At 59.3% G+C, this 12,998-nt stretch carries 13 protein-coding genes and 1 tRNA gene; 4 read left to right on the top strand and 10 right to left on the bottom strand.

The window, feature by feature from the left end; genetic code table 11:
* The first annotated feature begins 104 nt into the window (after nucleotides 1-104).
* Nucleotides 105-578 carry a CoA-binding protein gene (locus ACTF58_RS08350; RefSeq protein ID WP_438991515.1) on the top strand — a complete coding sequence of 158 codons (474 nt, stop codon included), beginning with the start codon at nucleotides 105-107 and terminating at the stop codon, nucleotides 576-578.
* A gap of 85 nt (nucleotides 579-663) precedes the next feature.
* Here ACTF58_RS08350 and ACTF58_RS08345 read toward each other — a convergent pair whose 3' ends face one another.
* From ACTF58_RS08345 to hisA, 3 genes are read right to left on the bottom strand one after another with little or no spacing between them, the layout of a single operon-like run.
* Nucleotides 664-975, bottom strand: coding sequence for a phosphoribosyl-ATP diphosphatase (locus ACTF58_RS08345; RefSeq protein ID WP_438991514.1), 312 nt, complete (start codon nucleotides 973-975; stop codon nucleotides 664-666).
* Complete coding sequence (gene hisF, locus ACTF58_RS08340; RefSeq protein ID WP_438991513.1) at nucleotides 972-1,736, bottom strand: imidazole glycerol phosphate synthase subunit HisF; 765 nt, start codon at nucleotides 1,734-1,736, stop codon at nucleotides 972-974. The genes ACTF58_RS08345 and hisF overlap by 4 nt, the downstream gene beginning before the upstream one ends.
* 3 nt (nucleotides 1,737-1,739) lie before the next feature.
* Nucleotides 1,740-2,462 (bottom strand): 1-(5-phosphoribosyl)-5-[(5-phosphoribosylamino)methylideneamino]imidazole-4-carboxamide isomerase, encoded by a 723-nt coding sequence (gene hisA, locus ACTF58_RS08335; protein ID WP_438991512.1) that lies wholly within the window; start codon nucleotides 2,460-2,462, stop codon nucleotides 1,740-1,742.
* A 130-nt stretch (nucleotides 2,463-2,592) separates the two neighbouring features.
* On the opposite strand from hisA, the gene ACTF58_RS08330 reads away from it, so the two are divergent.
* A complete protein-coding gene (locus tag ACTF58_RS08330; protein WP_438991511.1) occupies nucleotides 2,593-2,979 on the top strand; it encodes a DUF2147 domain-containing protein in 387 nt (128 codons plus the stop codon).
* Between the two features lie 12 nt (nucleotides 2,980-2,991).
* On the opposite strand, the gene hisH is transcribed toward ACTF58_RS08330, so the two are convergent.
* Both hisH and hisB read right to left on the bottom strand, forming a co-directional pair.
* A complete protein-coding gene (gene hisH, locus ACTF58_RS08325) occupies nucleotides 2,992-3,630 on the bottom strand; it encodes an imidazole glycerol phosphate synthase subunit HisH (RefSeq protein ID WP_438991510.1) in 639 nt (212 codons plus the stop codon).
* Between the two features lie 3 nt (nucleotides 3,631-3,633).
* Nucleotides 3,634-4,221 carry an imidazoleglycerol-phosphate dehydratase HisB gene (gene hisB / locus ACTF58_RS08320; protein WP_438991509.1) on the bottom strand — a complete coding sequence of 196 codons (588 nt, stop codon included), beginning with the start codon at nucleotides 4,219-4,221 and terminating at the stop codon, nucleotides 3,634-3,636.
* Nucleotides 4,222-4,362: 141 nt separating this feature from the next.
* Here hisB and ACTF58_RS08315 point away from each other — a divergent pair, with 141 nt between their 5' ends.
* The gene (locus ACTF58_RS08315) at nucleotides 4,363-4,602 is read left to right on the top strand and encodes an Lrp/AsnC ligand binding domain-containing protein (RefSeq protein ID WP_438991508.1); all 240 of its coding nucleotides are present in this window, start codon (nucleotides 4,363-4,365) and stop codon (nucleotides 4,600-4,602) included.
* A 166-nt stretch (nucleotides 4,603-4,768) separates the two neighbouring features.
* On the opposite strand, the gene ACTF58_RS08310 is transcribed toward ACTF58_RS08315, so the two are convergent.
* The 5 genes from ACTF58_RS08310 to ACTF58_RS08290 all read right to left on the bottom strand — a co-directional run bounded on the left by ACTF58_RS08310 (nucleotide 4,769) and on the right by ACTF58_RS08290 (nucleotide 11,430).
* A tRNA-Gly gene (locus ACTF58_RS08310) sits at nucleotides 4,769-4,843 on the bottom strand.
* Between the two features lie 84 nt (nucleotides 4,844-4,927).
* Entirely contained in the window at nucleotides 4,928-5,311 is a 384-nt protein-coding gene (locus ACTF58_RS08305) for an MAPEG family protein (RefSeq protein WP_438991507.1), read from the bottom strand.
* A gap of 561 nt (nucleotides 5,312-5,872) precedes the next feature.
* A complete protein-coding gene (locus ACTF58_RS08300; RefSeq protein ID WP_438991506.1) occupies nucleotides 5,873-9,316 on the bottom strand; it encodes a pyruvate carboxylase in 3,444 nt (1,147 codons plus the stop codon).
* Nucleotides 9,317-9,615: 299 nt separating this feature from the next.
* Entirely contained in the window at nucleotides 9,616-10,767 is a 1,152-nt protein-coding gene (locus ACTF58_RS08295) for an alpha-hydroxy acid oxidase (RefSeq protein ID WP_438991505.1), read from the bottom strand.
* A gap of 141 nt (nucleotides 10,768-10,908) precedes the next feature.
* On the bottom strand, nucleotides 10,909-11,430 hold the full coding sequence (locus ACTF58_RS08290) for a fasciclin domain-containing protein (RefSeq protein ID WP_438991504.1): 522 nt from the start codon (nucleotides 11,428-11,430) through the stop codon (nucleotides 10,909-10,911).
* Between the two features lie 166 nt (nucleotides 11,431-11,596).
* Between ACTF58_RS08290 and proS the strand changes: the two genes are divergently transcribed.
* Entirely contained in the window at nucleotides 11,597-12,949 is a 1,353-nt protein-coding gene (gene proS, locus ACTF58_RS08285; RefSeq protein WP_438991503.1) for a proline--tRNA ligase, read from the top strand.
* Nucleotides 12,950-12,998: the final 49 nt, after the last annotated feature.

Here is a 12,998-nt window from a genome sequence, read left to right as displayed (position 1 = left end):
AGGGTGGAACACCTGCTCTGTTAACACTGTCCCTCGTTCCGCAACTGCGCTCAAGCTCGACTTGGGCGCTTTTTTTTGATCCTTAGGCTGTAAAGGAGATCGGAATGAGTGAAACCTATACAGATCGTTTTTTGAAAGACGTCTTGAAGCGCGCCAAGCACATCGGAATTGTCGGTTTGTCGAGCAAAGACACCCGGCCAAGTTTTTTTGTTGGGCGCTATTTAAAGCTGCGCGATTACAAAATTATTCCTGTGAATCCCGCTTATGTCGGAACAGAGTTTTTGGGGGAGCCCTATATTGGCAGCCTTGCCGAACTGCCTCCCGAGACTGATTTTCTGGATATTTTCCGCCGCTCTGAGGAGGTCTTGCCGATTGTGGTCGAGGCTTTGGAGCGCTTGCCCAATTTGCGCACGATCTGGATGCAGATTGGTGTTGTGAATGAGGAGGCTGCCGCAATGGCGCGGGCGCGCGGGGTGGATGTTGTGATGGACCGGTGTCCGAAGATTGAATATCAACGTCTCTTTGGAGAGCTGCGCCGTGGCGGGTTTAATACAGGTGTGATCAGCTCCAAACTCTGAGACTGTTTCGCCGCGCCATTGGCGCGACGACGGGCTGGGGGCGCTGCCCCCAGACCCCCGGGATATTTTTAGAAAGAAAAAGGGTTTAAGGCTGGCGCGCGGCTTTTTCGGCGAGGCCTGAGCGGGACTGACGGCGCTCAAGTTCGGCCATAACCTCGGAGAGTTTCACCTCATTGGCATGAAGGACCACCAAGAGGTGAAAAAGGAGATCGGCTGCTTCGCAGGTGAGGCCTGCTCTGTTGCCTTTGACCGCTTCAATCACCGTCTCGATGGCTTCTTCTCCCATTTTTTCCGCCACTTTGTCGCGGCCTTGGGAGAGGAGTTTGGCTGTCCAGCTGTCTTCAGGAGAGGCTGTTGCGCGGGTGGAAATGAGGGCTTCAAGCTCTTCAAGTGTCATTCTTCGATCCTCATGGGGATGCCTGCGGCTTGCATATAGGCTTTGGCCTCAGAGATGGAATATGTGCCGAAGTGGAAGATTGACGCAGCCAAGACGGCGCTTGCGTGGCCCTCTGTGACGCCTTCGACAAGATGCTCCAACGTGCCCACGCCGCCTGAGGCGATCACCGGCACAGTCACAGCGTCGGCGATGGCACGGGTGAGGGGGATGTTATAGCCTGCTTTGGTTCCGTCGCGGTCCATCGAGGTTAGCAAAATTTCGCCAGCACCATTTTTTGCGACCAGTTTCGCAAATTCGACCGCATCAATCCCTGTGGGCTTGCGGCCGCCGTGGGTAAAAATTTCCCATTTGCCGGGGCTGACTGTTTTGGCGTCAATTGCTACGACGATACATTGTGAACCAAAATGCGCCGAGGCCTCGCCGACCACATCGGGATTTGCCACGGCTGCGGAGTTGAAGCTGACCTTGTCTGCGCCAGCCAGAAGCAGGTCGCGCACGTCTTGGACTGTCCGCACGCCACCGCCGACGGTGAGCGGGATATAGCACTGCTCGGCTGTGCGGGTGACCATATCAAACATTGTCCCGCGATTTTCATGGGTTGCGTGAATATCAAGAAAGCAAAGCTCGTCAGCGCCCGCCGCGTCATAGGCTTTGGCGGCATCAACGGGGTCGCCTGCGTCGCGCAGGCCAACAAAGTTCACGCCTTTGACAACGCGCCCGTCGGCGACATCGAGGCAGGGGATGATGCGGGTTTTGAGCATGGGTTAAGCTTTCAGAAGCGCGAGGGCTTCTTTGAGGTCAATCGCGCCATCATAGAGCGCGCGGCCTGAAATGGCGCCATTGAGAGCCGCGCCGCAGGTTTTGAGCGCTTCAAGGTCGGCCAGCGAGCTGACGCCGCCCGAGGCGATCACGGGAATGCTGACGGCGCGGCCAAGGGCGGCTGTCTCTTCCACATTGGGGCCTTTCATGGCGCCGTCGCGGTTGATGTCGGTGTAGATGATCGCGGCCACGCCTGCGTCTTCGAACGATTTGGCAAGGTCGGTGGCGTTCACATTTGTCTCTTCCGCCCAGCCTTTGGTTGCGACCATGCCCTTGCGCGCATCAATTCCAACGGCGACTTTGCCCGGAAATTCGCGGGCGGCATCGCGCACAAGCTGAGGGTTTTCGACGGCCACGGTGCCAAGGATCACGCGGGCAAGACCCCGGCTGATCCAGCGCTCTATTGTGGCCATGTCGCGAATGCCGCCACCAAGCTGGGCGGGGACATTTGTTTGCGCGAGGATCTCCTCAACGGGCGCGGCGTTGACCGGCTCGCCCGCAAAAGCGCCATTGAGATCAACAAGATGCAACCATTCGCATCCTGCAGCAACGAACTCCAGAGCCTGTGCCGCAGGGTTTTCGTTGAACACGGTTTCGCGCTCCATTTCGCCATGAACAAGGCGCACGGCGCGGCCATCTTTGAGGTCGATCGCGGGATAGAGGATCATGTTTTTGTCCTGTGATAAAGTCTTCTGGGCTTTATGCACGGGTGCGCGCGAAATGCAATGTGACCTCAAGTCATGCTTGCTTGGAATCGCTTCGGGCGCTCAAGATAGAGCAGGATTGGGAGGTCTTATCATGAGAAAAGTTATTTTATGGGCTGTTGCGGGCGTGCTTGTGGCGGGCGCGTCTATGGCAGATCCTGCGCTGGGGCTTTGGAAGACGGAAGTGGACGACGGGGCCTATGCTCATGTGCAAATCAGCCCGTGCGGGGCGAATGTCTGTGGCACGATTGTGCAGTCGTTCAATGAGGAGGGGGAATATGCCTCGCCCAACATGGGAAAACAAATTGTGCGCGAGATGAGCCCTACGGGCGGCGGCGCCTATGAGGGCGAAGTCTGGCGGCCCTCTAATGACAAGATTTACATTGGCAAAATGCAGGTCAACGGCACAAAGCTGACCTTGAAAGGCTGTGTGGCAGGCGGGCTGTTTTGTGCCAGCCAGCAGTGGAGCAAAGTCAACTGATGGGGGCTGCGATCAGGGCCGCCATTTCAGGAAATTTGCAATCATTCTAAGGCCTGTCTCCTGACTTTTCTCAGGGTGGAACTGCACACCAACGAGGGTATCACGGCCCACGACGGCGGTTATTTTTCCGCCATGATCTGTGCTTGCGAGGCGCTCTGTCGGGGCGTCGACGTCAAAATGATAGGAATGCACAAAATAGCAATGTTTTCCGTGACTTATGCCGTCAAAGAGGGGGTGGGACTGCTCGATTTCGAGGGTGTTCCAGCCCATGTGAGGCACCCGCAGATCAGCGTTTGATGGGGTGATTTTGCGGACGCTGCCTTTGATCCAGTCAAAGCCTGCCGTCTCTTCATATTCAAGCCCACGGGTCGCGAGCATCTGCATTCCGATACAAATGCCCATGAAGGGTCGTGCGCGGCGGATAACGAGCTCTTCAATGGCCTCATAGATGCCTTTGTGGTCAAATAACGCTGTGCGACAGGCTGGAAAGGCACCGTCTCCGGGGAGCACGACCCTGTCAGCCTTGAGCACAGTTTCCGGATCAGAGGTCACGATTACATCGCCCGCATCTGTCTCATGGGCCATGCGCTCGAAAGCCTTGTGGGCGGAGTGCAGATTGCCGCTGTCATAATCAACGATGGCTGTCAGCATGGCTCAGAGCGTGCCTTTTGTGGAGGGGATGGCCCCTGCGGCGCGGGGATCGGCCTCGAGCGCGACGCGCAGGGCGCGCGCAACGGCCTTGAAGGCGGCTTCGACGATATGGTGCGCGTTGAAGCCGTGCAAGGCATCGATATGCAGGGTCAGGCCAGCATGGGTGCTGAAGGCTTGAAAGAACTCGCGCACGAGCTCTGTATCAAAGGTGCCAATTTTGGCTGTGGGGATGTCGACATTCCACACGAGGAAGGGGCGGCCCGATATGTCGAGAGCCGCGCGCACGAGGGCGTCATCCATCGGCAGGAGGCAGGCGCCATATCGGTTTATTCCTGCTTTATTATCAACGGCTTGCGAGAGTGCTTGGCCCAATGCGATACCCACATCCTCGACGCTGTGGTGATCATCAATGTGAAGATCACCCTCGCAGCGCACTTTCATATCCAGCATAGCGTGGCGGGCGAGCTGATCTAGCATATGATCAAAAAAGCCAACGCCTGTCTGGTTGTCATAGCGGCCTGTTCCATCGAGATTGAGCTCGACGGTGATTTTGGTTTCGCTGGTGCTGCGAGAGACGGTGGCTTTGCGCATTGGATCTTCCTTTGTTGTGGAGCGCTTATAGGGCGGTGTGGGGCGCGGGAAAAGCCCCGAGATCAAATCGGACGACAAGAGCCGTTGCGCCTGTTGCGCCTGCGTGGCAGTGTCTGGGCACAACGCAAAAAGGAAAGCGCCATGTCAGACTGTGTGTTTGTTCAACTTAGATGCAAACCCGGAACGACCTATAGGGTCGCCGAGGCGCTTGTTTTGAAAGAATTGCATTCCGAGCTTTATTCAACGAGCGGTGAGTGGGATCTCCTTTTGAAGGTTTATGTGCCTAAGGGGGCGGATATTGGGAAGTTTATCAATGAGAAGCTGCTGGATGTGGACGGGATTGAGCGGTCTTTGACGACGTTGACCTTCAAAGTTTTCTAATTTTTCAAATATTTTTTAGCACGATGTGGGCGCGGCTGTTTCTCTGACTATAGAGGAGCGGCCTTAAGGGCGTTTGAGGGCTGCGCACGGCGGGCAAGACCACAGGCACCAGAACGACGAAAGGCCACCCGAAGGTGACCTTTATCGTTTCTCCCGAGAGAGAAATTGGAGCGGGCGAGGCGATTCGAACGCCCGACCCTAACCTTGGCAAGGTTATGCTCTACCCCTGAGCTACGCCCGCTTCCTTGGGTAGGGGTGATCTAATAAATGCCGCGCTGAGCCGCAAGAGGAAAAGTGCACAAAGAGATGTTTTTTTCGCGCGCGGCTACAAAGCCAGAGCAAGGCAGCTCAACGAGGCCAGCAAAAGCGCTGAAAATGTGAGATACATCCCTGATTTTCGGAGAAAAATAATTTGTGGCGTTCGCGCAAAGCCGTAGGCGTGGGCCAGCCGCCCGAAGAGCAAAAGCCCTGCGAGCATATGAATGAACCAGCCGGGGCCGCCTTGAAGTTCGGCCATGGCGATGAGCAAAAGCGTGAGCGGCGCATATTCGGCGCAGTTTGACTGGGCCCGCATGGCTTTGATCAGGGCTGTCTCGCCGCCATCGCCCACCGAGACTTTATGGGCAAAGCGCTGACGGATCACATTGACGCTGAGGGCGAGGAACAAAAGCCCGATCGGGGCGGCGTAAAGGGGGGTGATAGCAAGCATGGGAAAGCCTCTCTTTTGAGGGAAAATCTTGGCGCGCTGCGGGCTTGGGAGCAAGCAAAACCGCGCGTCAGGGGCGCTCGAAAAACGGGCGTTAAGATTTGAAATTTCCATGATTCGGGGGGGGTGCCATGTGTGCACCATGCGTGCACAACCCGTGCACCGGCTGATGCTGTTTTTGAATTTTGCAAAAAACAGCCCGAACGTGACCGCGGCGCGCGGTGGTGTTGGGGAATGTTAGGGAAAGCGTTTGCGGGCGGGGCGAACGGCGGGTTTTTCAACACAATCAGCTCAAAAAGACCGTCGATTTGACTGATGCAGGCGTGCCATTCGTTCTGAGGATGTGTTTGGCTGGCATAAAGCGCTTTTCCTAAACCCTCGGATCGCCACCTCGGGGGCTGGCGTTAGCCTCCCAAGCGAAGGGCATCTCCGTCCGCCGAGCAGAGTTTGGCGCTTTCTGTGTCGGGGCATCGGGTGCGGGGGAGAGCACGAAACGGCCCGCCTGTTTGCACGGGCGGGCCATTGGAAGTTGCGCCGTTTGAGGGCGGGTGCTTTGGCTGTGCGTTACTCCAGCTCGATCATCAGGTCTTTGGCGTCGATCTGGCCACCTGCGTGGACGTGAACGGCCTTGACGGTGGCGTCGCGTTCGGCGTGGATGCCTGTTTCCATTTTCATGGCCTCGATGGTGAGGAGCATATCGCCTTCCTTGACCGCTTGGCCGACGCTGACTGCGACGGAGGCAACCACCCCTGGCATCGGTGCGCCGATGTGGTCGGGGTTGCTTTGGTCGGCTTTGGGGCGCTGGGCGGTCTGGGACTTTACCAAGCGGTTGGGCACGCGGATCGTGCGCGGCTGGCCGTTGAGCTCGAAGAAGACTTTGACCTCGCCGTCATCTGTTGTTTCGCCGACGGCGGAGAGGCGGATTTCGAGGGTTTTGCCCGGGTCGATCTCGGCGGTGATCTCCTCGGAGGGTTCCATGCCATAGAAGAATGTCTTGGTGGGCAGGGTGCGCACGGGGCCATAGGCGCGGTGGCGGCCCATGTAGTCCATGAAGACTTTGGGATACATCAGGTAGCCGTTGAGGTCTTCGTCATCAATGGGCAGGCCGTCCAGCTCGGCCATGACGCTGGCGCGGGTGGCTTCCAGATCAATCGGGGGCAGGTGAGCGCCCGGGCGGGAGGTATCAGGGGCCTCGTCCTTGAGGGCTTTCTTGACGATCTGGGCGGGGAAGCCGCCGGGGGGCTGGCCGAGATTGCCGCGCATCATGTCAATGACGCTATCGGGGAAAGCGACATCTTTGTCGGGGTTTTCCACATCCTGTCGTGTCAGGCCTTGGGAGACCATCATCAGCGCCATGTCGCCCACCACTTTGGAGGAGGGCGTGACTTTGACGATATCGCCGAACATCTGGTTCACATCGGCATAGGTCTTGGCGACCTCGTGCCAGCGCTCTTCAAGGCCGAGCGAGCGCGCCTGTGCTTTGAGGTTGGTGAACTGGCCGCCGGGCATTTCGTGCAAATACACCTCGGAGGCCGGGGCGGCGAGGCCTGATTCAAACGCCACGTATTGGGCGCGGACCTGCTCCCAGTAATCCGATATTTCGCGCACGGCAGTGGGGCTGATCCCGGTGTCGCGGTCGGTGTGGCGCAGGGCTTCGACAATCGAGCCGAGGCAGGGCTGGGATGTGCCGCCTGAGAAGGCGTCCATGGCGGCATCCACAGCGTCAACGCCTGCGCGGGCGGCGGCGAGGATGGTTGCGCCAGCGATGCCCGAGGTGTCGTGGGTGTGGAAGTGGACGGGGATACCGACCTCGTCTTTGAGGGTTTTCACAAGGATTTCGGCGGAGGCGGGCTTGAGCAGGCCTGCCATGTCTTTGAGGCCCAAGATATGCGCGCCTGCGGCTTCCAGCTCTTTGGCCATGTTGACGTAATACTTGAGGTCATATTTGGCGCGGGCGGGGTCGAGGATATCGCCTGTGTAACAGATCGTGCCTTCGCAGAGCTTGCCGCTGTCTTGCACCGCGTCCATCGCCACGCGCATATTTTCGACCCAGTTGAGGCTGTCAAACACCCGAAACACATCGACGCCCGATTTGGCGGCTTGGGCAACGAAGCTCTTCACCACATTGTCGGGGTAGTTGGTGTAACCGACGCCATTGGAGGCGCGCAGCAACATTTGCGTCATGACGTTGGGCATCCGTGCGCGCAGATCGCGCAGGCGCTGCCACGGGCATTCCTGCAAGAAGCGATAGGCGACATCAAAGGTCGCGCCACCCCAGCACTCGACCGAGAACAGCTCGGGCAGGTTGGCGGCATAGGCTGGGGCGACTTTGATCATGTCGATCGAGCGCATCCGTGTTGCGAGGAGCGACTGGTGGCCGTCGCGCATGGTTGTGTCGGTCAGCAGGAGCTGCTTTTGCGCGAGCATCCAGTCGGCAACGGCCTTGGGGCCTTTGGCCTCCAGCAGTGTGCGCGTGCCTTGGGCCGGCTCTGCGGCGAGCAGGGCGGGCGGGCGCGGATCTTTCAGATCGGCGGCGGGCTTGGGGCGGCCTGTTGTCTCTGGATGGCCGTTGACTGTGATGTCGGCGATATAGGTGAGCACTTTGGTGCCACGGTCACGGCGTTTTTTGAAAGAGAAGAGATCGGCCGTCTCGTCAATGAATTTGGTGGTGTATTCATTGCTGAGGAAGGTCGGGTGTTTGAGCAGGTTTTCGACAAAGGCGATATTGGTGCTCACCCCGCGAATACGGAATTCGCGCAGGGCGCGGTCCATGCGGGAAATCGCCGCTTCGGGCGTCTGGGCGTGGGCTGTGACCTTCACCAGAAGGCTGTCGTAGTAGCGGGTGATCACCCCGCCTGTGTAGGCGGTGCCGCCATCAAGGCGAATGCCCATGCCTGTCGCCGAGCGATAGGCGGTGATGCGGCCATAATCGGGGATAAAGTTGTTTTGCGGGTCTTCGGTTGTGATCCGTGTCTGAAGCGCGTGGCCGTTGAGGCGCACATCACCTTGCGTGGGCTTGCCTGTGGCCTCGGCGAGCGTTTTGCCCTCGGCGATTTTGATCTGGGCTTGGACAATGTCGATGCCTGTGACCTCTTCGGTCACGGTGTGCTCGACTTGCACGCGGGGGTTCACTTCGATGAAGTAGAATTTGCCGCTGTCCATATCCATCAGGAACTCGACGGTGCCGGCGCATTCATAATTGACATGGGCGCAGATTTTGCGGCCTAGCTCGCAAATCTCGCTGCGCTGGGCCTCGGAGAGGTAGGGGGCGGGGGCGCGTTCGACCACCTTCTGGTTGCGGCGTTGCACCGAGCAGTCGCGCTCATAAAGGTGATAGATTTCGCCGTGGCTGTCGCCCAAAATCTGGACTTCGACGTGGCGCGCGCGGATGATCATTTTCTCAAGGTAGCCCTCGCCATTGCCAAAGGCGGCTTCGGCCTCGCGGCGGCCTTCCATGACCTTTTCGGGCAGCTCTTTTTCGGTATGAATCGGGCGCATCCCGCGCCCGCCGCCGCCCCAGCTCGCTTTAAGCATGAGCGGGAAGCCGACCTCGCGGGCCTCGGCCAGCGTGGCGGCCATATCCTCGCCCAGAACCTCTGTGGCCGGGATCACGGGCACGCCTGCCTCGATGGCCACACGCCGCGCGCTGGCCTTGTCGCCCAGAGCGCGCATGGTGGCGGCTTTGGGGCCGATGAAGGTGATGCCTGCGGCGTCGCACGCATCGACAAAATCGGGGTTTTCAGAGAGCAGCCCATAGCCCGGGTGAATGGCATCTGCGCCTGAGAGCTTGGCGACGCGGATGATTTCTTCAATGCTGAGATAAGCGGCAACAGGCCCCATGCCTTCGCCGATGCGATAGGCTTCATCAGCCTTGAAGCGGTGCAGGCCGAGCTTGTCTTCCTCGGCATAGACGGCGACCGTCTTTTTGCCCATTTCATTGGCGGCGCGCATGATACGGATGGCGATCTCGCCACGGTTGGCGATCAGGATTTTCTTGAACTCAGGCATGATAAGCTTTTCCCTTGGGCTGTGTGGCGGGGCCGCCGTGTCGCTTGGTGCTGGATCGCAGGGATGCTGCGATGCGGCATTATTTTGGTAAACTTATTTTACCAATTTTTCAACAGTCTTTTGACAGAGTGTAAACGCATGAAAACATCCGTTTGTGCAGAAATGCGACTGTGGTGTTGCAGACTGCGACGGGGCGGGTGGTGAGGGGGGGCTCTGCCCCCCAGATGCAAAGCCTGCGGTTTTGCATCTTCCCCCCGGGATATTTCGGGCAAAAAGAAAAGCGGGCAGCTGTGCGGGCGTTAGAGGGCGGGGGCGCGGGGCGGGATCAGGCGCTTTGGCAGATCTTTCAGGTCGTCCACGCCGATCTGACCCAGATTGGCGATGAGATCTTGCGTGAGCATTTCTGTGAGATGCTGCGGGCCTTTGGCGCCGAGGGCCGCGAGCGCATAGTGCCATGCGCGCCCCAGCATGACGAAATCAGCCCCAAGCGCGAGCGCGCGCAGGATATCAAGGCCGCCGCCTATGCCGCTGTCAAAGATGATCGGGAGGTTTGAGGCGGCGCGGATTGCGGGCAGGGCCTCTATACTGGCGGGGGCGGCGTCAAACTGGCGGCCTGCGTGATTTGAGACCCAGAGGCCATCAACGCCTTCGTCTTGCAGGAGGGGCACGGAGGCCGGGTCCATGATGCCTTTGACGACGAGCGGGCCGTCCCAGAGGGCGCGCACGCGTTTCAGATAGCTGATGTCAGGCGAGGTGCGCAGCAGGTAGCCGATATGGGCGGTGGGCGGCAGGGTGCGGTCATCTTTGATATAGGCATCCAGCGTGCGCATTCGCGGTGCGCCGCTTTGGAGCATTCGCAGGGCCCAAGCGGGGCGCTGTGCGGTTTGCCACAGCAGGCGGGGGCCGAATTTGGGCGGCTGGGTGAGGCCTGAGCGGGTCTGGCGTTCGCGGCGCGAGGCGACGGGGACATCAAGGGTGAGCACCAGCGCGTGAAAGCCTGCGGCGCGGGCGCGGGCGAGGATGTCTTTCAGGACGGCCTCGTCTTTGGGCGGGTAGAGCTGGAACCAGGCTTTGTCATCAAGAGCGGGGGCGACATATTCGGGCGTTTGGGCCGCCACGGTCGAGAGGCAGTAGGGCAGGCCCGCGCGCGCGGCCTCGGCGGCGAGCAGGCGCTCGGCATCGGGCCAGATCAGGCCGGACATCCCAACGGGGGCGACCCCGAAGGGCAGCGCATAGTCGGCCCCAAGGAGGGCGCGCGACAGATCGGGCGTTTGGGGGCCATGGAGCACAGAGGGGGTGAAGCGGATCGCATCCAGAGCCGTGCGGTTGCGCGCGGTTGTGATTTCGCGGCCTGTGCCGCTGTCGAGGTATTCAAAGACAAAATGCGGGATGCGGGCGCGGGCGCGACGACGCAAATCTTCAAGGCCGGGGTATGTGCTGTGTAAATCCATCTGCACAGATAAGCGTGCGCGCTCTGGCAATGTCCAGAGGTCGGGTGATTATTTTAGCAAGGGGGCGCGCGCAGCTTTGGCAAGCTATTGGGGGCGGGGTGGGCTTCGGGCAGCTGTGCCTGAAGCCCTTTGGTCAGGTGCTTAGCACTCTGGCGAATTGCCCGGGAGGACAACTTTGTCGATCACATGGATCACGCCGTTGGAGGCTTCGATATCGGCGATGACCACATTGGCCATTGTGCCTGTGCCATCATCCAGCATCACGCCTGCGTCTGATTTGGTGATGCAGACTGTGCCGTCAGCCATGGCTGTGCCAGCGGCCATTGTGCCCATGGCGATATCGCCTGCCATCACTTTGCCCGGGACAACGTGATAGAGCAGCACATTTGTAAGATCGCCTTTCATTTCTGGTGTGAGAAGGCTTTGAACCGTGCCTTCGGGCAGGGCGGCGAAGGCGTCATTCACGGGCGCGAAGACAGTGAAGGGGCCGTCGCCTGCGAGCGTGTCGGCGAGGTCTGCGGCCGTGACGGCGGCGACGAGTGTGGAGAAGCGGTCATCGCCAGCGGCGATTTCAACGATTGTTTTCTTGCCGTGGCCGTCGGCGAAAGAGGCGGTGGCAGCAAGGGCGGCAATTGTGGTTGCGAGAGCGAATTTACGTAGCATAACTTTACTCCTGTCAGGGTTGCTCAGAGATCTGAGTAAAGAGGTTACGCTTGGGTTTTCGCGTTGGATGTTTGTTTGACGGATCTGTGATCGGGCGTGATCGAACACTTGCTCGCACGCGCTCAAAGGCCTACACGGGGGCAAACAAAACATAAGGTTTTTCCCCATGCGTCTGAGCCGCTACTTCTTGCCCGTTCTGAAAGAAACCCCTGCGGAGGCGCAGATTGTCTCTCATCGTCTGATGCTGCGTGCGGGGATGATCAAGCAATCGAGTGCGGGGATTTATTCGTGGTTGCCGCTGGGCTTTAAAGTGCTGCGCAAGATCGAGAATATTGTCCACGAAGAACAGATGCGCGCGGGGCATATGCCGATGCTGATGCCGACGATCCAGTCTGCCGACCTCTGGCGCGAGAGCGGGCGCTATGACGCGTATGGCGACGAGATGCTGCGTATCAAGGACCGTGGCGGGCGCGATATGCTCTTTACGCCCACGGCCGAAGAGCTTGTGACCGATATTTTCCGCAGCCATGTCAACAGCTACAAAGATATGCCGCTGACGCTCTATCAGATCCAGTGGAAGTTCCGCGACGAAGTGCGCCCGCGCTTTGGGGTGATGCGGGGCCGCGAGTTCTACATGAAAGACGGCTATAACTTTGACCTGACCAAGGAAGACGCGCTGCACGCCTACAACCGCCATCTTGTGAGCTATTTGCGCACCTATGAGCGGATGGGCTTGCAGGCGATTCCGATGCGTGCGGACAGCGGGCCGATTGGCGGCGATGACACCCACGAGTTCCTTGTGCTGGCAGAGACGGGCGAGAGCGAGGTCTTTTATGACCGCGAGATCACCGACCTCAAGTTTGGTGCGCGCGAGATTGATTATGCCGACAAGGCCGCCTGTCAGGCGGTGTTGGAAGAGTTCACCAGCCGCTATGCGCGCACCGACGAAACCCACGATGAGGCTGTTTTCAATGAGGTGCCCGAAGAGCGCCGCCGCACGGCGCGGGGGATTGAAGTCGGCCAGATCTTCTACTTTGGCACGAAATACTCCGAAGCCATGGGCGCGACGGTGCAGGGGCCAGATGGCAAGCCGACCCCTGTGCATATGGGCAGCCACGGGATCGGCGTCTCGCGGCTTCTGGGGGCGATCATTGAAGCGAGCCATGACGACAACGGGATCATCTGGCCTGAAGGGGTCACGCCGTTTCATGCGGGGATTGTCAACCTCAAGCAAGGCGACGGCGAGGCCGATGCGGCCTGTGAGGCGATTGAAGCCGCGATGGAAGCGTTGGGGCTTGAGCCTTTGTATGACGATCGCAACGAGCGGGCGGGCGGCAAATTTGCCACGATGGATCTGATCGGTCTGCCCTGGCGGATCACGGTCGGGCCTCGCGGCCTTAAGAACGGGGTTGTCGAGCTGACGAGCCGCCGCACGGGGGAGAGCGAAGAGCTGGCCCCTGAAGCTGCGGTTGCGAAACTGGCCGAGATTTACAAGGGGCATATGGTCAAGGGTCTTTGATCTGCGCCAAAGGCTGACGCTGTCTTCTTGTCTTTCATCCGCGAGGTGG

The sequence above is a fragment of the Lentibacter sp. genome (genome assembly GCF_965657785.1).
Classification (GTDB): Bacteria; Pseudomonadota; Alphaproteobacteria; order Rhodobacterales; family Rhodobacteraceae; genus Lentibacter.
This window is presented reverse-complemented; position numbering and strand designations above follow the sequence as displayed.